The organism is Pseudomonas sivasensis (genome assembly GCF_052938085.1).
In genome coordinates this window covers 2,947,893-2,971,572 of the sequence record NZ_CP176442.1, presented here as the reverse complement: position 1 = coordinate 2,971,572, position 23,680 = coordinate 2,947,893, and the positions used below count along the sequence as shown (strand labels likewise).

Sequence of the window (23,680 nt, the reverse complement as noted above, 5' to 3'; positions counted from 1 at the left end):
ACCTTTACGGGTGGAAAGCGCGCTCGAACGTCGCTGTCACTTTGAATACGCCCCCGCCCATGGGCGTAGGGGTTGGGTTCTTGCAGGTGAACAGGCCGAGCTGGCCCAGTGGCGTGGTCCACAAGAAGGCCTTGGCGCCCTTGTGGCGGTCGAAGAACGCCATCATGGCCAGGGCTGTAGCCGTGTTGCCCGTGTGGGTGATCGGGTAGGCATCGACTTTATTGTTGATCCCGTCCCCGACCTCTTGCTTGTAGCCGTCCCCGAACTGCGAGGTGCGCACCCGATACGTGATGTCGGGGGCCTCCCCGTGCTGGGTGGGCCAGGTGAATGTCTCGATCGCCATGATGGCTCCGGGTAGAATGGTTTTTTGACCAAGGAAATGGGTAATTACATGAAAATGAAACTGGCAGAAGTAAGCGTCTATGAAGACACCCCGGGCGCTGGTAAAACCAGCATCGGCGGGAAGGTAATAATTTCGCTGAATATGGATGATGGCCACGCCGGCGGAACCTTCGGGGTGACTTTCGAGCATGAGGGCGCGAAAGATCTGACCTATCGCCAGCTTGAGCAACTCGTCCTCGATAAGGTCCGGTCATCCCTGACCGAAATTTAACGGCGAATCATTGCCGCTGCTTATCTCCCGTTGATCACGCGCCACGTTGCGCCCCCGCTGGGGCTCAACGTTCTGCGTTCATTTGCTGCAATCTCAGCCCGGATCAAGGTGAGGAACTGCGGGGCCAGCTTTTGACCCATCGCAGTATCTGCGGTCGCATCAGCTTCACCATTACGATTGATGTTGATGGTGATCTCCGTCTTCGACTCGGCGCTTCCGCCGCCTCCCCCTGCACCACCGCCGCTCAGCGCACGCACACCAAGCTCGCCGCCCGCCGTTCTGGTCAGCGGCATGATTGCCTCCGGCCCCGCTTCGGCGAAGATGCCCGCGCCCTTCGCGAAGGCGAACATCTGCGGCTTGTCATGCACCTGGTTGCTGAAGCTGGACAAGCTCGGCGAGTCGTACACACCACCCTTGGCGTTGGCTGTGATGGCGCCGCCAATGTCAGACCCGAAGCTGGTAGCGCCAGCAGCTGCACCGCCACCGAAGTACGCGCCAATAGCGGTACCGGCCAGGCTCGAAAGCAAGCCAGAGGCCGCCTGCCGCGTAGCAATCCTCGCCATATCGGCGATGATCGACTTGGTGAAGTCCGAGAACGAAAGTTTGCCGGTGATAGCAAAATTCGCGACCGCATCCTCCATGCCGGAAAAGGCATTGGTAAACAGGCTCTTGGTCTGTCCCGCCACATCATTGGCAGACTGCAGGTAGTTCTGGAAAGCCGACGATGCTCCGCTACGCCAGTCGCCTTGGGCCTCCGACATCTTTCCGTAGTTGTCGACCACCGTATCGCGGTACTTCCGCTCCGCGTCTTCAAGGCTGGCCAGGTCACGCATGTAGTCTTCCTGGCTGTACTTGTCCGGCGCAGTCTTGCGCCGATCCAGCAGCTTGGCACGCTCGTCGTTGAACTTGTCCGTGGTTGCGTCGAGGCTCGCTTGCAGTGCTGCTTGCCGGTCTCCCAGGCCCAGCCCGTTTGCTGCGCGGGATCCAGCCGCTTCCAGTGCGGCCCGCTGGCGTTCCAGCTGATCGACGTAGGCTTTCGAGGCGGCCTTCAGTTGCTCCAGACGGCCCTTCTCGTTTGTGGCGATAACCGTCAGCTGACTATCGGCATCCTTCTGAGCCTTGACCATCCCCTGCCTTGCGTCGGCGATCTTCTGGTCGAGCTGGATGCTCTGGGCCGCAGTCGTGCCTTTCTTGGCCTTGGCCGCCTCCAGTGCATCAATCTCGGCCTGGTACGCCGCGGTGACATCGTCCTTTTCCTGATTGATCAGTGCCGAACGCTGCTTGGCATAGTCCGACAGCGACACCACGCCGGCTTTCTGCTGGGCCTCCAGTTCCTTCTGGGCGTTCCGGTAGTCCGTGACAATGTCGGACAGGTTGTTTTTGGCGTTGTTGAAGCCGGTTAGGTCGACCTGAGAGCTGGCGGCTTTGGGGTCTTTGTACTTATCGTTGACGTCCTTTATCTGCTCGGCGACGTACTTCGGATCTACCCTCTTATCGTTGGGATTTGCCGCGCGGATCTTCGCGGTGTCCTCGTTGATCTTTTTGATCTCAAGGGCACGCTTTCCTTCATTCGAAAGGTTGGCCAAGTGCCTGGCATCAGCACGAGTGGTAGCCTCCACCGCGTCGTCTTCTATCTTTCTGCGGTCGCCAATGTACTTGTTTCTAGTTTGCTCTCCCTCTATTTGAAGCTGGAGAAAATTGATGCGCGCCTGAATTGCCGCTCTTTCTTTTGGGCTTACCTCTTGAGGATTGACCCGAAGGCCGCCAACATCAAAAGCTTCCGAGCCAGTTAGCTTTGATTGCAGCTCTTTTATCTGATCTTCAAACGTCTTCTCCCGCCCGACATCTCCAAGATCATCCAGCGCACCGCTTGCGGCACTTTTTATGCCTCTCCAGGCTTTTTCCCAGAGGTTCAAATTTTGTATGACTTGGGCCGAACGAGATTGAACGGTCTCGGCATATGTATCGGTCAACAGCTTTGTAGCGCCGATCTCGTTGCCCTGCTCTTTTAGAGCGACGATTTGCGAATAAACGGACGCAGTCAAAAAATGATATTGGTCATTCAGAGATTTCGCTGCCGATACAGGGTCTTCAGCGATTTTGACGAACTCCGCAACAGTCGCGTCAACGGATTTGCCTGTCGCCTTTTCCATTGACAGAGCAGCTTCGGCGATCTCTACAAAGCTTTCTCTGGCCAATTTACCGCTGGCCGCCAATGACGCGAGAACATCAGCGGCGGCGCCTGTGGTGCCCACTGTCGCGCTCACCTGCCTGGACATTACACTCAGTTGGCCAGAACTCGTTCCTGCAAAATTACCCGTTTGGATGATCGCATTATTGAAAGCCTCGGTTTCCTTGATCCCGCTGTAATACGCATAAGAAAGTGCTCCGACAGCCGCCGCCGCAATCCCTACAGGCGCGGCCAAAGCCAGCATGCTAGATGCTGATGCTCCTGCTCCCGCGCCAAGTTGCGCAATGGCTCTAGCACCACTTCCCCAGTCGCCAGCTTGGATGGCGTTCGTCAGCTGCATGACGTTTTCTTGAGCTTGGCGGGTACCCAGCTTGAGCTTGTCGAAAGCTCCCGCAGCATCCGTCAGCCCTGCCCGATCTTTCCCAATCTTTGCCAGGGCCTCGTTATAACGCTCGGCGTCAATTTGACCAGACTTGTGCAGATCGTTTAGCGCTTTCTCTTGGGCTTCTAGCTTCGCCAGCTTGGCGGTTACCGGGTCAATCCCGTTGACGGTACGCTTCAGCGCCTCAATCTGACGATTTTCCGCTTCGATCAGCTTCTGCTTCTGCGCCAGCTCTTTGGCTTCGGCCTTCTCGATCTTGTCATAAGCTCGGCCCAGTTGATCTTGGTACTTCGCCTGCTCTTCAATGGTGACAAGGCCGCCTTTGCGCGCGCGCTCAAGCAAGCCTTCCGCCTGAATCAGCGACTCCATGCTGGTAATGTTGCCGGTCATAGCTCGATCGAGCTGGCCGATTACATTTATCTCAGCAACAGCGCTGTCGGCCGCCTTGCGGCTTGCTCCGGACCGCCGATCTATTGCGGCAGTCGACTTTTCAACACCCTGAGCCACTTCGCTCTCTGCTTGGGTGATCTTCTTCCCGGTGTTGGCCAAGCCTTCTCCGGACTTTCCTAGTTCGTCAATTGCCTTCTGTGCGCCCTCGGCCGAGTCGACGAGCTTGTCCAGGTCGTCAGCAGCCTTCGCTGCCTGTGAGGACTCAACGGAAATGCCGAGGGAGGCGAAGTTAGTGCTCATCAGTTTTCTCCGGGCAATAAAAAACCCGCTCGATGGCGGGCTTGTTTGAGCATTGGTTCGGCGGCTATTTCTTCAAGCTGGCGTTCTTCTCAGCAAGCTGGCAGGTGGTGTTGATATCTGCCTGGCTCTCAGCGGTGAATTTTGCGACCGGGTACAGGCCAATACCCTCGACGACATACATTGCGAATCCCCCATATCCCCCGACGCGGTTCTTTGCGTTCACCTCGCCGCAGACCACAACCTCATCGCCAACTCGATAGACCTTCTCATTCCTGAACTGCGCGGAAGCCGCATCAAAAAGGTTACGCTTGACCTCTTCTCTTGCCTGATTCACATCGCTATTGCCACACCCCGCCAGCGCTACGAGCGCCAAAGCCCCCACGAACATTTTCATATCGTTCCCTCGTTGAGATGTCGCGGGACTTTATCATCAACGAGAGAGCAACACGAAAGCCCCGCATGGGCGGGGTTCTTCGGGTTTGTTGGAGGCTAGGCTGTGTCGATGGGATTGACCAGATGCAAAAAGCGCGGGGCTGGGCTCGCTGATTAGTTTTCTACCTCACACTCTCGGTGCTTCAGACCGCCTCTCAATAAAGAAACCACACTCCCTGCTCCCCCATCGTAAATAAGGTCGTCGTAGAGCATTGTCGACTCTCGGTAGTGACCGTTGAGAATCTCGAGAGCTACACAGATTGAGTCCAAGCCAGCTTTGATTTTGTCGCGACTGCCAGAAGGTAGCGGATTGGCAGCACGATTCTGAACATGGAGCAGATCGATGTGCGCAATTCGCTTGTTGCGGTGATCACGTGCGAACTTAGTGTCCGCTAACGCCGCAGCGACAGCCTCGTTCATTTGTGCACGAACCCCCAAATCCCTGATAAGTGGGGGAATGGCTCTGATTGACAGGTTTTTCTGCTGTGCATTGTTTGGAGAATCGGTAAGCCTGGACATCCCCAGCATTACGGCATCCCAGAGCTGGGCCTGGATGACACCAAAAAAAGTAGGTGCCGAGATGTTTAGAACTTGCACAGTTTCTTGGTCCACGCCGAAAAGCTGCTCGTACTGCTTCCAAAGCAGCAGCACATCAAGCAGGTGATCGTTGAGGTCGCAATACATGGCTCCAAGCTTCTGCCCCATAGCATCCAAGCACTGGCTCCGAACTTCTTCCACACTCAACATTCAAACGCTCCCTACCCACCTGAACAAAGCCTGAAAGCGTGTCATGTCGGCGTTGGAGCAGCAAGACCTGTCCAGGCATCCAGCGTGGATGGAATGCCAGTGGCGGATGCGCAGCGCGGCGTAGTAGCGTTATGCCTTCTTCAGCCAATGCCTCGCTGAGGAATATCGGAAAACTAATCAAGGAACGAATATGCAATATCACAGCGAAGAGCATTTAGAGCGAAAGGCCGAATTTAATAGAGTTTTGATCGTTGCCGCTCAGGGTGCTCAACAGCTTCTCATTGTTACACCAGACAAAATGGACACCTTGGAAGACTACCTCAAGGTTGCATTTGGCGAAAAACCGGCTAAAGAGCTGAGAAGTAAAAAGCTACTCAAGGTGAATGACGGCCTCACCGTATTCCTTGAAGGGAAAAAAGACGCATCAGGTTTCTCGAAAGGGAATGTTTTTTTACCTTGGGCATCGATGACCACAGTGGATCGGGCAGTTAAAGATTACCGTGCCACGAACACGTTTTACATTCCGCACTCCGGCCCGGACTCAGGTCCAGGAACGAAGGACGAACTAGCCCTGTACCTCAGTAACTATCCATCTTCACAGCCTGTTTGATGCAGAACAGTCCTAAGCCTGCCAGCCAAAGGACTGGGATTGCGCCAATATCGGCGCGGATAACGCAAGGAAAGTGAAATGCATCCAGGACAAACCATATTCCCGTACGTACTGATTACCAACGATCCCGAGGTCATCGCAAAGGCAGTGGACATCTCTGTGAATGGTGTCGCTGAGGCGAGAGGCATTGTCACCTTCATGACGACTCTAGGCTTCGAGGACACAATGTCCGCACTAAACGCTGATGGTGGTGAAGTAGGCTTGATCCAGGCTTATGACTCTCAGTTCAAAGGCGCTGCAGGTGATATCGTTCGTCTGTTTACCGGCTTAACTCGGGCGACTCCGCCCGCTCGACCATAAAACTTTCCCGCCAATAATTTCTATTTTGGCGCCCTCTGCCATCCTGTACGGGCCGCTAAGTGCATATTCAGCGCGCCCATCCTGGACATCTACTTCGACCGGCTCGCGCTCAGGGTTAGTGAAACCTTGGCGCCAAGCGATTGCCGGGCTGAACTGATCAATCTTCTTCATACCCACTCCTGCGGCCATGCCGCGTCATGTTGGTTGTCTTGCGTCTTTGTGCCTGAGGATCAGGCGCCCCTCGCACTCTCCCGCTGTTCCGCCATCACATGCAGGGCTTCAGCCTCCATCCGCCGGAAGTCGCTGAAAATAGTTTGTCGCTGGCTGAGCGGTACGCCACACATCCGAATAACCCCAGAGAGTACGCTGTAGTCCATGCCTGTTGCGCCGCACGCGCCTGTGCGCCACTGGGTGCTCATGGCCTCGAAGACTTTGAAGGCGTCCCAGTTGTCCGGCCAGATGCCGACTTCCTTGTCGGGGATATCCTGACGCGACAACCCAAAGGCCATCAGCTCTGCATCTGATGGCCCTGGCTCATACAGCGCGCGCGAGGCGCTTAGGAGTTTCCCAGGCGGGCCTCGCTGAAGGCTTCGGCGTACGCGTTCAGCACTGCCTTCGGCGCCGAGTTGATCGAATTGACGAGAATGCGGACGTTTTCAGGCGTGAATTCCTCTTCGATGTCCCAGCCCACAACCACATCCAGCAGTTGATCGGCTTGCAGTGCGATCTGGGCGGCGGTGAAAGCTTTGAGGTCCATGTCGCCAACCTGCTTGCCCAGTTCGTCGTGCCGCTCGTTCCATCCGGTATACAGCTCGGCGAGCGCGGTACGGTCCAGGTACTTGAACTCGAATTCCACCTTCTCGGCGTTGTAGCCGGCACGCTGGATCATCACCGGTGCCTTGAAAGTCGGTTTCTGTATCAACTTGAACTTGGCCATGGGTTACACCGCGGCCGCGTAACGGGCTGGGCGGCCGGTGAGCGCCAGGCTGATAACACGGGTCATCAGGTTGTTGCGGGACATGGTCGGGGTCGACGTGATCGACACATAGCCGTTGTAGATGATGCTGCTGCCGCCCGGCAGGTTCAGGCGAAGCAAGCGAGCCTGCTTGTCGTCGTCAGCAGCTTCACACACCGCCACGTAAGGCTTAGACGGATCATCAGCGACCGTGAAGGTCAGCGTGATTGGGTTTTTGGTGGTAGGCATCTGGCGATCATCATCGTCAGCCAGGAAACCAAAGGTCAGGAACTGCTGATCACCACCACTGGAATTCATCTCAGTAATCTGCGAGATCTCGGTGAAGGCTGTCACCTCGCGAACGGAACCAATCCCCGAGCCCGCGGGATACTGCTGGATGCTGGTCGTATTGATGTTCTCCAGCGCGAACGTGCCGCTGGCGATCGTCCCAACTCGAACGCCGCGACCATCGAGGCGGGTCCAGCCAGAATTTACGGCAATGATGTCGCCCTCGGCCAGACCGTGCGCCGCAGCCGTCGCGACGGCTGGATTGGCGTTTGTCAGGGCGGTGAATGGGATCGGCGTGCCGTAGATGGACGCGATCTCAAGGGTGGCGCCGTTGGGCATTTGCATGGGTGTTTCCTCTTTTCATAAATGACAAAACCCGCGCAGAGGCGGGTTTCGGGGTTTGCCCAACGGGCTTATTCAGGTGGCGATGTCCGCTCGGTATTCGAACGACACCGGCACGGTAAATGTGGGTGGATCGGGGATGCCGGGGCCTGGGTCAACTGGCGACATCGTAACGACGGTGAGGCCTGCCTTCGTGTCTCTCGCGTACAGCGGGAATAGCGTGGTCAACTCAGCCACAAGTGGGTTCGTCTTGGCCTTGCCGGTGCCGGCCGGAGCCACAATGCTGACCTGGTAGACGCCGATGAACGCGCGGTGGTCACCAGCGAGCGTGCTGCTGGCGGTATCGCCTGGGAGCATGAACGCCCGCAGATAGGTCTCGCCGTCCGCAGGGTCATACTGGATATTCTCAAACACGACCTTTATGGGCTCTGCCCGCGCCTTGCTCCAGGCAAGTAACTTGGCCTCGTAGATCGACGCAATGATGGCGTGGCTCATACCTGGTTGTTCCTTGTGGCTTCGTCGACGATCTGCTGGAAGCGGGCCAGGGTGATCCTGACCATGCCGCCGGGTGCCTGGGTCGAATGCCCATACTCCAGAGGGATGCCGTACGGGAGGTTGTTGACGATGTAGGCTGTCTCGCCGGCCGTAAGTGCCTGGACCTGTAGTCGCAGCTTGGCCATCGTCACTCCACCAGCCGGGTCGACCTGGTCAAGCACTCCCTCGGCCGGCGTATCAATCGAAAACTGCCAATTCCCGCGGAACCGCCCACCGACGTAGTCCCTGCCAGCGACCAAGCCGTTCACATTGAAGTTCTGGTCGCGCTCGGTCTTGGTCAGGGGCTTGGCGTACTTGACCCCGCGCCGCAGCTTGCCGGTCTTGGTGAAGTTTGATTCGTTGAGGTTGATGATCGTGTTGCGGACCGCGACCTTGAAGTCGTAGTCATCGGGGGCCCGCTTGTTCGCCTGCCGGTGAACGACGTTCGCAGCCCAGATCTCTGGATTGCCCACCGGTGACATGCGGATAACGCTGCTTCCGATCTCGATGACGATCTCGCGGATGGTCGCGTCGATACCACCCTTCGCTCGCTCGGCGAAGTCGCGAATATTCTCGGCGAAGCTGCCGTTCATGCTCGCGTATTTGTTCGTCACGACCGCACCTGCAGCTCATACAGGATCGGCGTGCCGGCCGGGTTGATCTCTTTCAGCGGAGGCACGATTGACCAGGTGTGGCCCTGGGCCACGACTTTGTCGAGCAGGCCCGGCATCCAGGTCAAACCCTGCGCAGCGATCTTGAGCTTCTTGTCGCCCTGCTTAATGAGGCTGTTGTTCTGGAATTCTTGGCCGGTGAAGTCGAGCAGGATGCCTTGCGCGACTTGCTCTACGGGCACGCCAGGAGCTTCGCCGCCTGTCTCCGGGTCGTACTCTCCCGGCTCAGTCTTGCTAATAGTCACAGGCTGGCCGAACTCTGTGATCATCTCCAGAGCCATCACGGCCATTTCGTTATAGAAGGCCATAGTGGTAACGTCCCCCCGCAAACTGGATATAATTTTCATGGAGAATCACAGAATGAACCATCCAAAATACGTTCCGTCGCAAGAGCTCATTGATAAAAGCACCCGCAGTGCCTTGGCGAATCAAGCTACGCATCTGTGGGGACCGATCACAACGGATCAGGTAAGAGAAAAACTCAAATTGCCTGCGGATCTGGCGAGCTTTGTTGACAGTTTTCTAACTCGTAAAGATGCACATAAAGACCTTCCTAAATCTTCATTAGATCGTAACTACCTGCTGGCTCAAGCCAAACTGCTTTAAGCGCGCACTGCGAAAAGCCCGCGCTTCTGCAAGTAGTCGGCAAACTGGGTTGCGCTCGGCCGATCCGGCGCCGCTGGCAACAGCCGATTGCTGGTGGACGGGATCGCCGCATACTGCCGCGTTACTGCACCCTCAACGCGATCAAGTAGCACTGCTCCCTTACGCTTCTCCACCGGGTCGATATCGTCCTGATGGATCTCGGCGGCCAGGGCCATCTGGCCGTACTGAATGCGCGCTGGCAGGTAGTTGTCTGGCTTGATCTGGCAGTCCAGCTCAATACCCCGACGCGGCCAGGCCAGGGCCTGCAAGCTGCTCATCTTGCGGCCTTTCCAGGTCTTGCCATCCATCGCCAACGCGGCCCGGCGTAACAGAGCTTCCTGCTCGGTCACACCCGCCGGGATGACTGCGCCGAACTTCACGGCATACAGGGCCAGATCATCGGTACTCGCGTAGCTTTCGGCGTCAGGCTTGCCGGTGCCGTCCTCGATGATGAGTGTCATGCGTTAACTCGCTGGAATGGTTTGAAGATTGGCCGCCGGGTCACCGGCAGCCAGCATTATCAGGCCTTGGGCAGATCAGCGACGAGCTTTTCCAAGGACTCTTTCGAGGCGTTGGCCCGGTATGGAACCTTGGCTTCGTCCAGCTTAGCCTTCAGGTCAGCGACTTCCTTCGCGTCCGGATCGTCCAGGCGAGCATTGGCGGCCTGCTGGAGAAGGTCGTCCACCTGCAGTTGCAGAACCTTCACCTTTTCAGCTTCGCCATCACGCTCACGGATGAGGCTTTCAACGCCGGCATTTACCGCCTCGAACACCTGAAACAGGCGATCAGCGATCGGACCAAGATCGCCTTCGGGGCGCACCAGCGCCTGATCAGCGAATGAATCGACGATCAGGCCGACAGATTCGAGTTCGGCACGGAAGGCATCGATATTGACGCTGGAGTTGCCACCATCGATCAGCAGCACCTTCGGCACTTCCTTGACCGTCACGTCAGGCACTTCGTCGGCGGCATCTTCACGGCTTTCGGTAACGCTTGCGTCGACGATGCGGAGACCATTTGCCTTGGCCAACGCCTTCACGTCTTCCTGGTACTGGTGGAATGGACCAGGCAGATACCAGATGTTCTTGTTGCTCATGATGGTGTCCTCGCCAAGCCGGGCGCTGGGCCCGACTCAGCTGTCAGGGTTACTTGGAGGCATCACCGATCAGAGCCACACCGGCGGTGTGCTTGATGCTGGTGGCGGTCTTGTCCCAGTTGGTACCGGTCGCCAGTTCGGCGTCGGTTGGCGACTTGCCGCCGGTGGTGGTGTCCCAGGTGTAACCCTTCAGGCCCAGGCCGAAGGTGTAATCAGTTTGGAGCGTGGTTTCGATACGCTCCTTGCCGTTGGTGGTCTGGACGTTGCTGATGATGTCGCGGCCGTCGTGGACCAGCGCAGCACCTTGCACCAGGGACAGGATGATCTCCTTGTTCGGGGTGCCGGCCTGCATCAGCGCCGGTGCATCCGTCACAACGGAGATCTTCCCGAGGATGTCCACCACGCGGACGTTGCCCGCCTGAAACAGCTGCTGCTGGTTCGCCAGGTTCTGACCTACCAGCTTGTGGTAGCTGGTGCCCTGCATCACCTGGGTTACCAGGTTCTGGCTTGCGTCGCCGAACTTCGCGTGAGCGTTGTTCAGGCCTGCGTAGGTGATGCCAGCGGTAGCCGACACATCGTTGACCGCGGCGGCCTGGGCGGTAATTGCAGCAACCAGGGCGGCGATCGCAGTGTTCAGTTGGTCCTTGAGCAGGATTTCAGCGAACGCGCGGCTGGCGACTTCGATGCCTTGTGCGGTTGGACGCTCCAGCCAGGTCATCTGCGACGGCTCGTAGCGGATCGGACCGAAGCCGCCGGCGACTTTCACCGAAGTGTTCTTCAGTTCGGTCAGGTCGGTGGCAGCGACGGCGGCGTTGGCGCTGTAGCGATCCACGCGGCGCTGGGCGGCGGCCAGGGTCTGGAAGAACGACTCCTGAAGGAAGTCACCAGTGAAGCCGTCCGGGGACAGCACGATTGCACCGCGGCTGGCGGCGTTGAAAGCGGCGAGATACTGATCCAGCGTCTCGAGAGTCGCCGGCATGATGTATTCGTTGAAAACCTGCATTTGCGACAGGGACATGAGTTATTTCCTTACGATTGTGGGAGATCCGGGAACCGGCTCGCGATCGCGGCCTGTCGTTCCTCTTTGGTGCCGCCGATTTTTCCTTTTGCGGCCCCGCCGCCACCTCCAGCACCAGCAGCCCCGCCGCCAGATGCTTTGCTACCCGCGATCAACGGCGCGAAGGCCGTGTCGTTTGCGAATTCTGCTTTCAGCTCATCCAGCGTTGCCGCCGAGAGCTTGCCCTGCTGGTCAAGGACGACCACAACAGGCTTCCCGTCGCGCTGCTCGACGCTCAGACGGCGTTCGATGTGCGGCAACAGGGCTTTGGCGCTGCCTGGGATTGCCAGAGCGGACGCGATGTCAGTAGCGGTACGGCCAACGGTCAGATCCCGGATCTGAGTGCTCAGCGTTCCACGCTCCTGTTCCAGCAAGCCGTTCAGCTCAGCTTCGCGGCGGTTGAATTTTTCAGACCAGGACTTTTCGAGCTCTTCGACGTTGCCGGATTTGCGAGCGGCTTCTTCACGCTCGGTGCGGGCCAACTCTTCTGCCTCGCGTGCTTTCTTCTCGGCTAATTTCTTCTCGCCGAGCAGCTCATCAACCTTGGCCTTCAGGCCGGATACGTCTTCTGGTTGCGGCAGACCTTCAATCCCGAGTACGAACTTGCCGTCCTTCTCGGTGTAAAGAGCGCGCACGGCTTCATCTACCCCTTCCAGGGTATCCAGTTGGAATTTCAGCATTGGTTGTCTCCCAGAGACGTAGGTGCAGGCCCTGCCTGCAGAAAGAACAAAACAAAGGTTGCAGGCGAATCATTTATTTCATATATTTCATTTGGGAAATGAAATTGAGGAAAAAAAATGACCCTGAACCAAAACGTACAATTCATCAATGACGAGAAAGGCCGGCCTAAATTCGCCGTCCTTCCTTACCACCTTTACGAGGATCTTATGACCAACCATCCGATGGCAGAAACACTGCCAACCCCGCTCCTGAAAGACGACCGCTACATCGAGCTACCTGAAGCTGATGGCGAACATATTGACCTAGTGCGTCTAGTCGATTACTGCTTGCGTCAGGCAACAGTGGCGCTCGGAGCCGACGACGACAGAGCAGAAAATTTTGAGCTTTATCGTGACAGCTTGCCCGTCAACGCTCGCACCCAGGCCCTTGAGCGCTTCGACAGCCAGTTTTCCGGTGGGTTGGATCCGCTGATCCGCCGCTTCTTCCTGTCCAAAGACTCGCCTTATCGCAACACGATGCAGGCCACAACGGCGGTGGTTGACGCCCTCGCTAAAACTGGCATTTTCACAAAGACGAAGCGGAAATTTGATTTCTACCGCCCCGTGAATGCTCTTGACTTCAACGTGGAAGCGGGCCGCGCTTACCTTGTCGGCAAGCCTGCGGTCCAGAACCCAATACCCACGTATTTTTGGCACGGCCAAGCGACATACCGCTAAGGTGTTAGCCCCGCGCGGTCAAACGCAAGGGGCTCAATTGCCTTCATTTGAGCAAGTGTCAGCGGTGAAAAGTTTCGATCAAGCTGCAGCTCGGAGAACCTCTCGATGCTCAGACCTCCTTCGCGGAATAGCTTGGCGCGGACCGGACCGATGGCCTTGTCCTGAAACGCCGCCGGCTGCTGCTTGAGCCAGTCGTAATAGCTGAGATCTGCCCTCACCTGCTGGGCGCCACCCTCACCGATAGAAGCCCTCGTAGCGTCCTTGGCGAACAAGGCGCTGAAGCGCGTCACCGCCACCACCGTCGAACGGCAATTAATGTGAATCGGAGGCCTCGGCCCTTCAGTCAGCTTGAACCGTTGCTTATCCAGCGTCCGGCATTGGCTGGTGGTCTTCGAATCCAGGGTGCTGACCCACTCCACCGACTGCACGACGTCGCTGTTTTCCTTCAGTGTCTCCATGCGCGCCTGGGTGGCGACGTGCTGCACGGCTGTCCGCACTATGGCGCCGGCGTTGCGGTTCGTCGTGGCCAGGATGCCGTCGTTGTACTGGAGGGCCTTGGTGCCGCGAATGTTCTTAATGATCTGGAAGTTTGTTTGGCCTTCGAAGAAGCCCTGCCTGATCGCGCCTGTGAGGCGTTGCCGCTCGGTGGCAGTAAATCCATCAATGAACGACTTGAGCAGCTTCCCGCCGTCGGCACCGCGCACGCTGAGCGGATTAGTGAGGATTGCCGCCCTGATTGCCGCAGCACCCGGCACCGCCGCGTCGAAGGTGACGCCCACCGGTGCCGCCCGGGTCAAACTGGTCGCTTCAAACTCGGCCTCGTAGTTGGCGATGTCCACCAAGTCGAGGTTCAGCTTCTCGCTGTACCGGTCGAAGATGCCTAGCAACAGGCTATCAACCTCGCTCAGCAGCCGTTCCAGGCGTGCAACGGTGTAATCCGTCAGGTCTGCCCGGGTCAGCCGCTCACGAATCGAGCGGTCGATCTCTTTGAGGAACGGTGCAAACTTCGCCACCTCCCCCGACTTCAGCTGCTCCAGGAACACCGCATGCCGTATGGTGGCGTCAAGGATTGCTTGGTTTGCCGCCATTCGGAATTACCTCGTCGTCATCCAGGTCAGGCCCAGTGCTTTGCGCTTCCAGTTCGCCCCGGATTTCGTCGTCCGTCTTCTCCGGGTTGATCACGCCGCGATCGCGCAGGTACTGCCAGAAGTCGCCTTCGGGCAGCTTGCCGCCCTGCACGGCATTGAACAGCGCCGCAAGGATCGTTGCGTCCAGAGTGATCTGGCTGAAGTCTTGGTTGAGCTTGTAGACCACCTCGCCGGTGTCGTTCACGAACTCGGCCATCCAGGCCAGGCACTGGCTGTACGCCTCACTGACGTTGCTCACCACCAGGGAGAGAACGCTGTGTTCGGCGGCGCTGTCGTTGTCGGCCTGGGTTGCGGTTTTCACTGCACTGCCACGCTCGATCAGCCTGGCGCCAAGGGACACCATGTCCTGCTTCTTGGCGTCCATAGCCTCTTTCACAAGCGTATTCGGCTCAGGCTGAGCAAACCCGCACGATCCGTTGGCAGGGAGCGTCAGCGGCGCCCTGGAGCCAACATAGATGCCATTGGCTTCAAGGTGGTCGCGCCAGGCCTCGTCCAGGCCGGAGATCCAGAACTGCGGCTGACCAGAGAACCAGACAGAGTCCTCATAGTCCGCGCTGTTGCAGTAGTGACCAATGTTCAGCACTGCCATGTCGTACAGCGGCGCGTCGTCGATGCTGGTGTCGTTGTTTTCGCTGCCAAGGAAGTGGAACGGGATGATCCGCCAAGGCTGGCCAGCGCCATTCAGGGGGGTGAATGGCGGGATAATCATAGCCGTCTGGCTTGCCCCCTCCTCCCACACCTCCTGGGTGTAGACGCCGGCCTCATCCAGTCGTAACACTCGGTATTGGGTAGCCTTTTCGCTACCGAAGCCATCATCGGTGTCGACATCCACGGATTCCTGAAGCACAACCAGGCTCAGCAGATGCTGACCACCGACCTTACGGGTCTTCCAATTCCTTATCGACTCGGCTGGGTAGCTCGCAACACTCGCGCGAGCGCGCCCAGCCTGCTCGTCTGCCTTGCTCACCGTACCGGCCTGCACGGCTGCGTAGTCCACCAGCAAACCGTGCCGACCAACCTCAAGCAGATGCCCGATGACAGACTGCGACTGCTGGTAAACGCTCACGCCCTGCCCGTCAATGTCCGTGGCCACGTAATCAAGTGCACCAGGGACAGTCAGCGTTGGCCAGGTGCGGAACACGGCACCTACCAAGCTGTGCTTCGTGCGCCCGGTGGCGTTATAGAACACTGCACGCTGCTTGTACGACTTGTACCGCTCAATGTTCTCGGGACTGGTGTCGTGATGGTTGGGCTTGGGCAAATACACATCGCCGCGCCCCTTGACCGTCTCGGAGCCCTTGCACACGTCGCGCACCAGCCGCCAACGGGACTGTGCCGCGTCGTATTCCGGGCGGGTGTATGTGACGTCTGCCATTAGCGTGCGAATCCCATTTTGATTGATTTGACCGGCTTCTTCGCGCTCTTGGCGACAGCGAAGTACCGGAATGCATCGGAGCCGTGAGACGTCCAGTCGTGAAGTGGTTTGTCTTTCCAGCAGCCCTTCTTGTCGTCCCATTCCTTGCGGTAGTTCTCGAGGCAGGCAATGCCCTCTTCGCACTTGGATTCGTCGAAGGCGCACTTGGACAGAATTTCTCGGGCCTGCTCGATGCCGTCGTCTACCCCGATCTTCGGAACAACCTGAAACGTCATCCGGTAAACCTGGCCATCGATCTCGTAACCCTCTCGGGCTATGTCCTTGCGCGTCTTCGCATCACTGCCGAACTCACGGTTCTCGATGTCATGCGGCCCCCAGTGCTCGGAATAGGTGTAACCCTTGTCCTTGAGCACCTTCATGTAATGCCGCAGGCCTTCGCCTGAGTTCTCGTAGTAATCGATGATGTGGTACTGCTCGCCAACCTGGCGCACGAACCAAATGGCGGTGGAGTCGCTCACGCCGATGTCCCAAATGGTCATCACCGGCAGGTGGCTGTTGTCGGGCAGAGTGCCGATGCGCTGAGCGGCATACAGCTTGGTGAACTGCTGGGCGTAATAGGCGCCCTCGACCGACTGCTGGAAGGCCTCAACCGGGATTGAGGGGTACTCCCGCTTCATGTCGTCGCCGAGCGTCTTCTCCTTGGCCGCATACCAGGCGCGCTGGCCGTCATTGGTGACGATCCCGTGCTTGGCGCGCAGTTCGTTGAAGTAGTCGGTCAGGCGCTGGGGCAGCACTACGTCAGCAGACTCGAGGCTGTAGGCCTTGTTATTCCACCAACTGAAGAAAAAGAACTTCCAGTCCAGCAGGCCCAGTGGCACCCCGGCCAGTTGCTGGCGCTCTGCTGACTGGCTGTAATCAAAGAAATAGCCGGCTCGACCCTCTGCCGTTGACTCAATGGTGACGAAACACTCAGCAGCGACAGCCTCGAAAGCACCGGTGACGATCTCCCGCGCCTTATGCGGGAACTTGGCGCAGATCTTCCCGAACTCGGATACGTGCAGGTAGCGCAGCGTGCCGCCCCGGAACGAGGTGGAGACATAAAGCGAGCCGCCCTTGCTGAACACCAGTTCGCCGGCAGCGTCGTTTCTCGCCGGGTTGGCAGCGCGCAGCTCCTTCGGCAAGTTGTCGTAGGCGTACTTGACCTTTTCACGAAACAGGCGCTTCGCGTCGTTCAGTGTGTGAGCGATCAAGGCGCACTTGGCAGCCTCGAACAACGCTGCATCCAACTGGACGATGCACACCAGCGTCGTAAAGCCCAGCTGGCGAGCTTTCAGGATGATGTTCCGGGTATGCATCCCCTGGAAGTAATCGATCTGCTCCTGCGTCATGCGGAAGCGAACCTTCTTACCCTGCTTGTCGGTGATGAAGTAGAGGTTATTCAGTCGCCAGAACCGATCCCGAAGCAGCTTCATGTGCTCGGGCTTCATGTCAGGCGTCCTGTGTTAATTCATCCATCATCTTCGAGATCTCGTCGGCGTCGTCCGTCTTCTCCTTCTCGTCCAGGCTGAATGCCTGACGCTCCAGAACTTGCAGGTTCTTCATTGCAGAGGAAAGCTGGAACAGGGTTTTGGAATTGCTGGGTAGCGCGACAGCAGCGAGCATCGAGGCCCGGCGCATGCCGTTATTGTCCTCGTCAGTCTCGTCGATGATCGCGTTTTCGATCTCTTCGCGGCGCTGGATGGTATTGAGCAAGTCATCCATCAGCAGGTTCGCAAGGTTCGTGGCCTTGCGAATGTCCCGACGGTGACTGCGAACCACCCGCGCCCCTTCTTCTGCGGCCTCTTCGATGATCTCGGCATCAAGTTCGCAGTTCGCGCCTTGGTCGTTGCGAACCTCTCCGCGAACCAGCTTGCTGCGAACCTCTTTGCGCACCTGGTCGGAAAGGTCTCTCGCCCATCCTTGAACCTTGGCTTTCTTCCGTATCGCGGTGTCGCTCACGCCTTGGCGCTCTGCGATAGTCCTGATGGAAAGCGAACCTGCCCGGTAGGCGCGTTCGATTGCCTCCCAGTCGGGTTGCTTGGTTGTCATATTTTGGCTCTGGCACTTGAATGGTCGAACACGTGACTCCATTAGTAATGGGGTAGCACCCAATCAACCGTTTAAGGAAAGAAGATGTCTATCGAAGCGATCTCGAAAGTTGGTGAAAACTCCTACCGTCAATTGATCCCCGCAGCGCAACGTGCTCTTGCCGTTGGTGCAGCCTTGGAATTGATTCAAAGCCGTATCGGCACCTTACCCACGGGGACTAGTCTTGAGACTGAGCTGAGCAAACTGTCGCAGTACGCCGACAAGATCCAAGCTGCTCTTGCCACGGGAGAGTGATGCACCCGTGCCGCACTCACCTGCGGCACACCTACCCCGCCCCGCCGTCCAGCAGCACATCAATCAGCTTCTGCTCACCCAAGCGCATGGCGCCCAAGCATTGCAAGTCGTCGCACTTAGGGCCGAGGCCGAACACCGTGACCTCCCCCTTCGCGCCGATCAGCGTCAAGGCGCCTACGGTGCATTCAGGATGCTCACCCGCGTCCAGGTCGTCGGCGATCTTGCGCAGGGTCTTGGCAGCATCGCGCCAGTCTTCCCGCTTGAACTCAAGAACCTTGACGGTCATTCGGTCACCATCTGATGGGTTTGTGCATGGGCGTGGCCGTGGAGCAATCCAACGACCAGGCCCTGGGGCAACCCGGCAGCCTTGGCGGCGTCCACGGCATCAGCAATGGCCTTGTCGAGAGCGCCTACCGCAGCGTTGATGTCCGGGCTCATCGGCAGTACGTGCCGCAGGCGAGTCACTTTGCTCACGGTGCAACCTCGTACTGGAATGCGCGATCAGCAGGCGTTGCCGTCACAAACCTGCAGCGGTGGCTGTCGAACGGCTCCTTTGTGGCGATCGTGCGGCGGTATTCGGAATCTGTCTTGCCGGTAAAGCGTTCACGGTGAACGACCACACCTTCACGCAGGAACTCGACCTCAGCCGACCCCAAGAGCTTGGTTACGATTACTTTCATGGCGTCACACGAAGCTGAAGGCCGCCACTGCCAGGAGGATGATCACAAGCGCGATCCCGCCCAACAGGGTGACAGTCTTGGAGGAATTGGTATTCGAAGCCATGGCGATGCCCTCGGCGCATTCCGCGCCACAATTTTGCGAGTTACGAAAACGTGGCGCGGATTACTGCTTCCGGCGCTCTATACCTTCGGGCGCCTTCGGGCAGCTCATGCAGTGTTCGCAGTTGAGCGCTCGGCAAAGCCAGGCTTTGACCGGCTGCCAGTACGTGACCATGAAGATGTGCCGGGCACCGGCAAGGGCCAGGGCGACATGCAGTGTCAGGCCAGCAGTGGTCGGGCCGAAGAAGATGTTCTGGCTGCGCACCGACACGACGAAGCCGGTGATGGCGATCGTGGTGTAGATCAGCTTCCCAAGAATGCCGTCCCTCACCTTACCGCTCAGAACGCACCAGGTGGCCCACAGCGCGATAAGGCCGCAGGCGATGGAGTTGATCAGTTCAAGATTCATGGTGGATTGCCTCCCCCGAACCGCTGGCGAATAAGCGCCCAGAGGTCAGCGGCTTTGATGGCTCGGTTGATCGCTGCTAGGAGCGAACCTCCGAACGTGCCCAGGAGAAAACCAATCCCGGCGACGATCTTCGGCTCAGTGACATTCAGGTAGGCGCTCACCATGCTCGTCAGGTACAGAGAGCAGGCAACGCCGGTGACCAAGAACACCATCCAGGCGCGCCAGTCGGACAAGTCATCCTTGTGCCACCAGCTGGCAACAACGGCCCCAATGAGGCCCGCAATCAACAATTCGAACCTGTCGATCTTGTCGAGCAGGCGCTGTAGATACTCCATGCGCTCGACTCCGTGGGGCATGTTTGAAATAGGTCAGCCCCGGCGGCACTCCCTGCTTAGAGCGAAGGGTGTGGCGGGGCCGAAAATGAAAAAGCCCCGGCGAATGCCGAGGCTCAAAATAGCGAAATGGCCGGATTGTATCCCCAGCCAGGGGAGTTTCAGGTCAGAGCTTTTGAAAAGTCACGATCAAGCTACCCGCCTCGTTCTCGTCTTGAGGACGGCCGAGTGCAACCAAAGGTTCGAAACCGTCTACCGCCGCCTCCGCCTTCAGCTTCGCCTGTAAATCGGCTCGTATTTGCTCTAAATCCTTCGGCGATAAGTTATTCGAAAACAGAGGCAGGCCTACTTGAATCCCCTCTGGACTCTCGCTGTCCAGCCGCTTCTTTACAACGTCAAGCAACGTTATTACTTCGAGTGCAATTTCCTGATTCATCTGATACGTCTCGTTCCATTGAGCTCAAAGAATGCTTCAGTTGAAACCAGAATGCAAAAACCCGGCGCTCGGCCGGGTTCAGGGTTTCGTGTGCGTTTCGCGTTACTTGTGCACTATGGGAAAAGTACGCGCAAAACCCCGTCATGTCAATATTATTATGCCGCTTCTTGATCTTTTTCCGCGTGGATCAACTGCCATAGTGGTTGTTGAGCCTGAATATCCACTTCTTTTATCACTTCTTTCAGGGACTCCCACAGGTCGAGCCAATCACGCGTCCAGTTCTTCGGGTCGATGGTGACGCCGAAGAATGTCAGCATCTCAGCGGCAACACGGGCAGGCCCCCACTCTGCCGATCCGGCGACCTCCCCCTTGTAAGATTGCAGCGCAAGGGTAACCAGGTACTGCGCCTTCACGCGCTTGGCCGATGTCAGGTCGGGCAGCGCCGCTTTGGCGGTGATCAGCAGCACCGCGTTCAACAGGTGCTTCATGTTCATCGCCGGGTGGTACAGGTAGTGCCCGAACTGCTGCACCTGGAAAGGAAGCGTGTCGATGGCCCGCAGCACCTTGCCGATCGTGGCCAAGTGAGCTGCCCGGGCGGTAGAGCGGCCGGCGGGCGTACTGCGGGTCTCGCTGATGCTGATCTTCTGGCGCACAACCTGAATGCGCTCTTCCTTGTCGTCCCCCAGCGCAGCGAACACAGCCTCGGCGCGGCGCATTCGCTGCCCCTTCTTGATCGGTGCTGACTGGGCCTTATCGATGGCCACAGCGCTGATCGACGCGTTCGATTCGTGCTGTGCCTCGGTCCATACCTGCCTTGCGTTGATCAGCTTCATGCTGCGAGCCCCTTTTTCAGTTCTTTGGTCTTTGCCCGGTAGTCGGCGGTCATCGCCTTCAACTCATCCACGGCGTACTTCTTGGCCTCATGAGGGCCTTCCAGCCACTCGAGAGCCGCGGCGCCGATACGCTTCACCAACTCGATGCGGTAGTTCACGATGTTTCCGGAGAGCCGGGTGTTGCACGGCGAACACTGGCGGTGGCAGTTCATCGGCTCGAAGCGCAAGGCCGGATTGCTCCCCACGGTGCGGTAGTGGCCTGCGTCGTACTTACCCTGGTGGTGGCGGCCGCAGCTGACGCATGGAAGCGCTGCGTCACGGGCGCGGACCCAGGCGTTGAAAGCCTGCTGCGTGTCCTTGAGGTGATCCGCCCTGCTCTTCAGCTTCTCCTTGCGAACCTTGATGTCGCGGCGCCCTACTTCGGCGAGGGCCTTGCCGGCTATCGCCCGGCCCTTCTCCGACTGCCCGTGTGCGATCGCGCACTCGATCTCGCCGCACACAGCCTGCGATTCTCTGGAGCGCGTGAACATTACTCGGCACTCTGGGCAGCGCTTGCGCCGCGGTAGACCGGATTGAAGTGGGGTTTTTCGCTGTAGTGGGGTGCGCTTCATGCTGCCTCCTTGAATGCTTCGAACTCGGCCATCTCGGTCAGTCGCTCTTCCGTGAGGGTTGGCCAGTCGCGCAGCACCAAGTACGCGCAGCACTGACGCCAGAAGTCTTGGAATGTCTCCTCCCCCATCGAGTCGTAGGAAAGGCTTCGGGGTGTCTTGCGGGTGAGCTGGCCCAGACCTGGAATGTCGAACAGCTCCTCGTCGCAGTACACGCCCGACTCCAGCTGCAGGGCCTTGATTGCGTCGTGGGACTGCTTGCCGGAGAACCGGTCAATGTTCTGACTCAGCACCCGGCCCAGGCCGTGAACCAAGCCGTTGAACCGCGGGTTGCGCGGCTGCTTGAGGTCGGCGCGGATCTTCGTATTGATCCGGAAATCTCGCTCGCGAAGGATCGAACGGTCAGCATCGGAGGACGGCACGAACGCGGCGACCTCCTTGCCGGTGGCGGGATCTACCAGGCGGCGCAGAACCAGGTAAACGGGCATTGGGCGCGGCTTCGCTGACTTGGTCATTGTGCTGCCCTCTTCGCTTCCAGTTCCTGGGCCTGCTTGATCAGTAGCGCCCGGCGATCCGCCAACTCATTTGCCGCATCAATCCGCATTTCAGTTTTCCGCTCAGCACTGGCCTTCCGCATTTCCATCATCGAGCTCTTCACCAGCTCCAGCTTCTGGCGAATGGCCGGCTCTGGCCGGGTAACGTTGCCAGTGAGCAGGCCGGCGATAGCACGTCCGCCCTCGGTAATGGGCTCGGCGCTAAGGTCTGCCAGGTACTTCTGGCCGTGCTCACGAGGAATGCGTTTCAGCTCCATCGCCTTGGTCACAGCCTGGATACGGCGGTTGGCGTCGAAGCCTACGGACACATGCCAGTTGACCGGCTTCGCGTCCTCGCGGGCTTGGCTCACAAACCGCTGGTAGGCGTCGATGAACGCCATGCGCGCGCCGATTTTGTCGCCGCCATCCAAGATGGGTTTCGCAGCGGCCAGGGCCAGCTGGATCTCGTCGGTCAGCACCACGGTTTCAAATTCATCGTTGGTGGTCATGGCGATGGCCCAGGCCTCATCCTTCCCAGGGCGGCCGTCGGAGGTCTGGACACGCTGCAGGATGTCAGCCATCGCCAGCTTGCCCTTCACTTCGAAACGGCAAGCCTTCAGCGCGGCTTTGACGACTGGCACCGGGTAAGCACAAAGGTCTTCGGCCATCATAGCGGCGGTACCAGGGTTCATTTCCTGGCCCATGGCCTCGGCCGTCGCGCATATGGCGGCGGCAAGACCGGCGACCTGTTGGTCGTTCATTTCAGAGGTATTCATTGCGGTCACCTGCTTGGCGTTTGGCCAGAACAATCTGGGCTGCCTGCTCGGCTGCGGAGAGGTTTGCCTCGGTCCTTTCCATCTGGCGGGCGGTTGTGCCGTTGACACGCTGCCCGGTAACCCACTGGGTGTGGTAGCTCTCGGCGTTGGCCAGCAGCTCGTTCAGGCTATGGCACTTGCGCAGGACGGCGGCATCGCTGGTTTTCAGGAAGTGGGCCGCGACGTGGTGGGCAACATCGGCGCCGAGGCGGTCGACGAGTTGGCCTAGCTGGCCACCGACCTTGGCGTTCCACACCGGCCAGGCGCTGTAGCGTTTGCGGTATGCCATGGCGTAGTTCGCCCACACCTTGAAGGTTTTGCAGGTCTGGTCCTTGGGCCCCGGCATATCGGCGGGAATCTCAACCCGTGGAGCGTCGGTACGATCAACCACCAGCACCAAGCCGCGGGACTGAGCCGGCTTGCCGGTAGCGTCCTGCAAGTCCTGACTGGTGTCCTGACTGGTACCCTGATGATTGGTATCCTGATTTGTCGGAGATTTATCCGACCCTTGCTCGGATTTTTTTCCGACCTTGCTCGGAGATTTATCCGAGGTAGATCGGATATTTTTCCGACCTTTGTTTTTTGGCGGGGTCGGATATTTTTCCGACCCATCAAGCTTTTGGTTCCACTCGACGGCCTTCTCGGTGAGACGAAAAAGCGTGATGTTCGAAGTGCAGGAAAGCTCAATCAAACCGGCCTCTTCCAGGGCCTTCAGCATGCGGTAAGCGGTGTCCGGCTTATCAGTGAGAAGCGGCAGTTCCTCAATGATTTTGGCCTTGCTGAGCGCGAAGAAGATCCCGTCATCGGTCTTGATTGGCTTGGTCCAGCTCGGGCAGCCGTAGACGAAGGCGAACAGCAGGGCCTGTTGAGAATTCAGCCCCCACTCCAGCGCCTTCACCTGGTTAATCGTGACGGTGTATTGCATGTCAGACCGCCGGGAAAAAGATATACGAGCAAATGCGCGCCACGTTTTCAGATTGCGCAAAACGTGGCGCGAGATTGGTAGAGCTATTGATATGT

Annotated in this window: 35 protein-coding genes; 6 read left to right on the top strand and 29 right to left on the bottom strand. The window is 58.3% G+C overall.

The window, feature by feature from the left end; genetic code table 11:
• Nucleotides 1-4 precede the first annotated feature (4 nt).
• A complete protein-coding gene (locus ACKZ62_RS13735) occupies nt 5-343 on the bottom strand; it encodes a phage tail protein (RefSeq protein WP_447096865.1) in 339 nt (112 codons plus the stop codon).
• 48 nt (nt 344-391) lie between these two features.
• Here ACKZ62_RS13735 and ACKZ62_RS13730 point away from each other — a divergent pair, with 48 nt between their 5' ends.
• Entirely contained in the window at nt 392-613 is a 222-nt protein-coding gene (locus ACKZ62_RS13730; RefSeq protein ID WP_447096864.1) for a hypothetical protein, read from the top strand.
• A 20-nt stretch (nt 614-633) separates the two neighbouring features.
• Here the strand turns inward: ACKZ62_RS13730 and ACKZ62_RS13725 are convergent, their stop codons facing one another.
• From ACKZ62_RS13725 to ACKZ62_RS13715, 3 genes are all read right to left on the bottom strand, one after another.
• Entirely contained in the window at nt 634-3,876 is a 3,243-nt protein-coding gene (locus ACKZ62_RS13725; protein WP_447096863.1) for a phage tail tape measure protein, read from the bottom strand.
• Between the two features lie 64 nt (nt 3,877-3,940).
• Nucleotides 3,941-4,270: a hypothetical protein gene (locus ACKZ62_RS13720; protein WP_447096862.1), complete on the bottom strand. Its 330-nt coding sequence runs from the start codon at nt 4,268-4,270 to the stop codon at nt 3,941-3,943.
• A gap of 152 nt (nt 4,271-4,422) precedes the next feature.
• Nucleotides 4,423-5,055: an AbiU2 domain-containing protein gene (locus tag ACKZ62_RS13715; RefSeq protein ID WP_447096861.1), complete on the bottom strand. Its 633-nt coding sequence runs from the start codon at nt 5,053-5,055 to the stop codon at nt 4,423-4,425.
• Nucleotides 5,056-5,245: 190 nt separating this feature from the next.
• On the opposite strand from ACKZ62_RS13715, the gene ACKZ62_RS13710 reads away from it, so the two are divergent.
• Nucleotides 5,246-5,665 (top strand): hypothetical protein, encoded by a 420-nt coding sequence (locus ACKZ62_RS13710; protein ID WP_367241990.1) that lies wholly within the window; start codon nt 5,246-5,248, stop codon nt 5,663-5,665.
• Between the two features lie 78 nt (nt 5,666-5,743).
• A complete protein-coding gene (locus ACKZ62_RS13705) occupies nt 5,744-6,025 on the top strand; it encodes a hypothetical protein (protein WP_305428718.1) in 282 nt (93 codons plus the stop codon).
• Between the two features lie 230 nt (nt 6,026-6,255).
• On the opposite strand, the gene ACKZ62_RS13700 is transcribed toward ACKZ62_RS13705, so the two are convergent.
• From ACKZ62_RS13700 to ACKZ62_RS13675, 6 genes are all read right to left on the bottom strand, one after another.
• Nucleotides 6,256-6,534, bottom strand: coding sequence for a DUF1799 domain-containing protein (locus tag ACKZ62_RS13700; RefSeq protein WP_447096860.1), 279 nt, complete (start codon nt 6,532-6,534; stop codon nt 6,256-6,258).
• Nucleotides 6,535-6,581: 47 nt separating this feature from the next.
• Nucleotides 6,582-6,962, bottom strand: a complete 381-nt coding sequence (locus ACKZ62_RS13695; protein WP_032877397.1) for a phage tail assembly chaperone — start codon at nt 6,960-6,962, stop codon at nt 6,582-6,584.
• Between the two features lie 3 nt (nt 6,963-6,965).
• The gene (locus ACKZ62_RS13690) at nt 6,966-7,613 is read right to left on the bottom strand and encodes a phage tail protein (RefSeq protein ID WP_034097535.1); all 648 of its coding nucleotides are present in this window, start codon (nt 7,611-7,613) and stop codon (nt 6,966-6,968) included.
• A 72-nt stretch (nt 7,614-7,685) separates the two neighbouring features.
• Complete coding sequence (locus ACKZ62_RS13685; protein WP_401383607.1) at nt 7,686-8,105, bottom strand: phage tail terminator-like protein; 420 nt, start codon at nt 8,103-8,105, stop codon at nt 7,686-7,688.
• Complete coding sequence (locus ACKZ62_RS13680; protein ID WP_447096957.1) at nt 8,102-8,737, bottom strand: hypothetical protein; 636 nt, start codon at nt 8,735-8,737, stop codon at nt 8,102-8,104. Before ACKZ62_RS13680 ends, ACKZ62_RS13685 begins: the two co-directional genes overlap by 4 nt.
• Before the next feature lie 17 nt (nt 8,738-8,754).
• The gene (locus ACKZ62_RS13675; protein WP_447096859.1) at nt 8,755-9,123 is read right to left on the bottom strand and encodes a hypothetical protein; all 369 of its coding nucleotides are present in this window, start codon (nt 9,121-9,123) and stop codon (nt 8,755-8,757) included.
• A 52-nt stretch (nt 9,124-9,175) separates the two neighbouring features.
• Between ACKZ62_RS13675 and ACKZ62_RS13670 the strand changes: the two genes are divergently transcribed.
• Complete coding sequence (locus ACKZ62_RS13670; RefSeq protein WP_447096858.1) at nt 9,176-9,421, top strand: hypothetical protein; 246 nt, start codon at nt 9,176-9,178, stop codon at nt 9,419-9,421.
• Here the strand turns inward: ACKZ62_RS13670 and ACKZ62_RS13665 are convergent.
• Genes ACKZ62_RS13665 through ACKZ62_RS13650 form a run of 4 tightly spaced genes read right to left on the bottom strand, consistent with a single transcriptional unit; the run spans nt 9,418 to nt 12,293 of the window.
• Nucleotides 9,418-9,921 carry a DnaT-like ssDNA-binding protein gene (locus ACKZ62_RS13665; protein ID WP_447096857.1) on the bottom strand — a complete coding sequence of 168 codons (504 nt, stop codon included), beginning with the start codon at nt 9,919-9,921 and terminating at the stop codon, nt 9,418-9,420. The genes ACKZ62_RS13670 and ACKZ62_RS13665 overlap by 4 nt on opposite strands.
• Nucleotides 9,922-9,980: 59 nt before the next feature.
• Complete coding sequence (locus ACKZ62_RS13660) at nt 9,981-10,556, bottom strand: hypothetical protein (protein WP_447096856.1); 576 nt, start codon at nt 10,554-10,556, stop codon at nt 9,981-9,983.
• Between the two features lie 49 nt (nt 10,557-10,605).
• Entirely contained in the window at nt 10,606-11,574 is a 969-nt protein-coding gene (locus tag ACKZ62_RS13655) for a major capsid protein (protein ID WP_008431834.1), read from the bottom strand.
• A gap of 11 nt (nt 11,575-11,585) precedes the next feature.
• A complete protein-coding gene (locus tag ACKZ62_RS13650; RefSeq protein ID WP_447096855.1) occupies nt 11,586-12,293 on the bottom strand; it encodes a hypothetical protein in 708 nt (235 codons plus the stop codon).
• Nucleotides 12,294-12,410: 117 nt separating this feature from the next.
• Between ACKZ62_RS13650 and ACKZ62_RS13645 the strand changes: the two genes are divergently transcribed.
• Nucleotides 12,411-13,010: a hypothetical protein gene (locus tag ACKZ62_RS13645; RefSeq protein WP_447096854.1), complete on the top strand. Its 600-nt coding sequence runs from the start codon at nt 12,411-12,413 to the stop codon at nt 13,008-13,010.
• Here ACKZ62_RS13645 and ACKZ62_RS13640 read toward each other — a convergent pair.
• The 4 genes from ACKZ62_RS13640 to ACKZ62_RS13625 are packed head-to-tail and all read right to left on the bottom strand — an operon-like array spanning nt 13,007 to nt 17,621.
• On the bottom strand, nt 13,007-14,098 hold the full coding sequence (locus ACKZ62_RS13640; RefSeq protein WP_447096853.1) for a minor capsid protein: 1,092 nt from the start codon (nt 14,096-14,098) through the stop codon (nt 13,007-13,009). The genes ACKZ62_RS13645 and ACKZ62_RS13640 overlap by 4 nt on opposite strands.
• Nucleotides 14,073-15,533 (bottom strand): DUF4055 domain-containing protein, encoded by a 1,461-nt coding sequence (locus ACKZ62_RS13635; RefSeq protein ID WP_447096852.1) that lies wholly within the window; start codon nt 15,531-15,533, stop codon nt 14,073-14,075. The genes ACKZ62_RS13640 and ACKZ62_RS13635 overlap by 26 nt, the downstream gene beginning before the upstream one ends.
• Nucleotides 15,533-17,020, bottom strand: coding sequence for a terminase (locus ACKZ62_RS13630; RefSeq protein WP_447096851.1), 1,488 nt, complete (start codon nt 17,018-17,020; stop codon nt 15,533-15,535). The genes ACKZ62_RS13635 and ACKZ62_RS13630 overlap by 1 nt, the downstream gene beginning before the upstream one ends.
• Before the next feature lies 1 nt (nt 17,021).
• Entirely contained in the window at nt 17,022-17,621 is a 600-nt protein-coding gene (locus ACKZ62_RS13625; RefSeq protein ID WP_099601572.1) for a hypothetical protein, read from the bottom strand.
• Between the two features lie 84 nt (nt 17,622-17,705).
• Here ACKZ62_RS13625 and ACKZ62_RS13620 point away from each other — a divergent pair, with 84 nt between their 5' ends.
• Nucleotides 17,706-17,915 carry a hypothetical protein gene (locus ACKZ62_RS13620; protein ID WP_447096850.1) on the top strand — a complete coding sequence of 70 codons (210 nt, stop codon included), beginning with the start codon at nt 17,706-17,708 and terminating at the stop codon, nt 17,913-17,915.
• 31 nt (nt 17,916-17,946) lie between these two features.
• Here ACKZ62_RS13620 and ACKZ62_RS13615 read toward each other — a convergent pair whose 3' ends face one another.
• The 11 genes from ACKZ62_RS13615 to ACKZ62_RS13565 all read right to left on the bottom strand — a co-directional run bounded on the left by ACKZ62_RS13615 (nt 17,947) and on the right by ACKZ62_RS13565 (nt 23,585).
• Nucleotides 17,947-18,201 carry a hypothetical protein gene (locus tag ACKZ62_RS13615; RefSeq protein WP_447096849.1) on the bottom strand — a complete coding sequence of 85 codons (255 nt, stop codon included), beginning with the start codon at nt 18,199-18,201 and terminating at the stop codon, nt 17,947-17,949.
• Nucleotides 18,198-18,389 carry a hypothetical protein gene (locus ACKZ62_RS13610; RefSeq protein ID WP_447096848.1) on the bottom strand — a complete coding sequence of 64 codons (192 nt, stop codon included), beginning with the start codon at nt 18,387-18,389 and terminating at the stop codon, nt 18,198-18,200. The genes ACKZ62_RS13615 and ACKZ62_RS13610 overlap by 4 nt, the downstream gene beginning before the upstream one ends.
• On the bottom strand, nt 18,386-18,595 hold the full coding sequence (locus ACKZ62_RS13605; RefSeq protein WP_269133011.1) for a hypothetical protein: 210 nt from the start codon (nt 18,593-18,595) through the stop codon (nt 18,386-18,388). Before ACKZ62_RS13605 ends, ACKZ62_RS13610 begins: the two co-directional genes overlap by 4 nt.
• A 163-nt stretch (nt 18,596-18,758) precedes the next feature.
• Nucleotides 18,759-19,103, bottom strand: coding sequence for a hypothetical protein (locus ACKZ62_RS13600; protein ID WP_447096847.1), 345 nt, complete (start codon nt 19,101-19,103; stop codon nt 18,759-18,761).
• Entirely contained in the window at nt 19,100-19,438 is a 339-nt protein-coding gene (locus ACKZ62_RS13595) for a hypothetical protein (protein WP_003175039.1), read from the bottom strand. Before ACKZ62_RS13595 ends, ACKZ62_RS13600 begins: the two co-directional genes overlap by 4 nt.
• A gap of 163 nt (nt 19,439-19,601) precedes the next feature.
• The gene (locus tag ACKZ62_RS13590) at nt 19,602-19,871 is read right to left on the bottom strand and encodes a hypothetical protein (protein ID WP_447096846.1); all 270 of its coding nucleotides are present in this window, start codon (nt 19,869-19,871) and stop codon (nt 19,602-19,604) included.
• 155 nt (nt 19,872-20,026) lie between these two features.
• Nucleotides 20,027-20,704, bottom strand: coding sequence for a bacteriophage antitermination protein Q (locus ACKZ62_RS13585; RefSeq protein WP_447096845.1), 678 nt, complete (start codon nt 20,702-20,704; stop codon nt 20,027-20,029).
• On the bottom strand, nt 20,701-21,315 hold the full coding sequence (locus ACKZ62_RS13580) for a recombination protein NinG (RefSeq protein WP_447096844.1): 615 nt from the start codon (nt 21,313-21,315) through the stop codon (nt 20,701-20,703). Before ACKZ62_RS13580 ends, ACKZ62_RS13585 begins: the two co-directional genes overlap by 4 nt.
• Entirely contained in the window at nt 21,312-21,827 is a 516-nt protein-coding gene (locus tag ACKZ62_RS13575) for a hypothetical protein (RefSeq protein WP_122681624.1), read from the bottom strand. Before ACKZ62_RS13575 ends, ACKZ62_RS13580 begins: the two co-directional genes overlap by 4 nt.
• Nucleotides 21,824-22,621, bottom strand: a complete 798-nt coding sequence (locus ACKZ62_RS13570; protein WP_122753982.1) for a hypothetical protein — start codon at nt 22,619-22,621, stop codon at nt 21,824-21,826. The genes ACKZ62_RS13575 and ACKZ62_RS13570 overlap by 4 nt, the downstream gene beginning before the upstream one ends.
• Nucleotides 22,608-23,585, bottom strand: a complete 978-nt coding sequence (locus ACKZ62_RS13565) for an SIR2 family protein (RefSeq protein WP_122753983.1) — start codon at nt 23,583-23,585, stop codon at nt 22,608-22,610. Before ACKZ62_RS13565 ends, ACKZ62_RS13570 begins: the two co-directional genes overlap by 14 nt.
• Between the last annotated feature and the right edge of the window lie 95 nt (nt 23,586-23,680).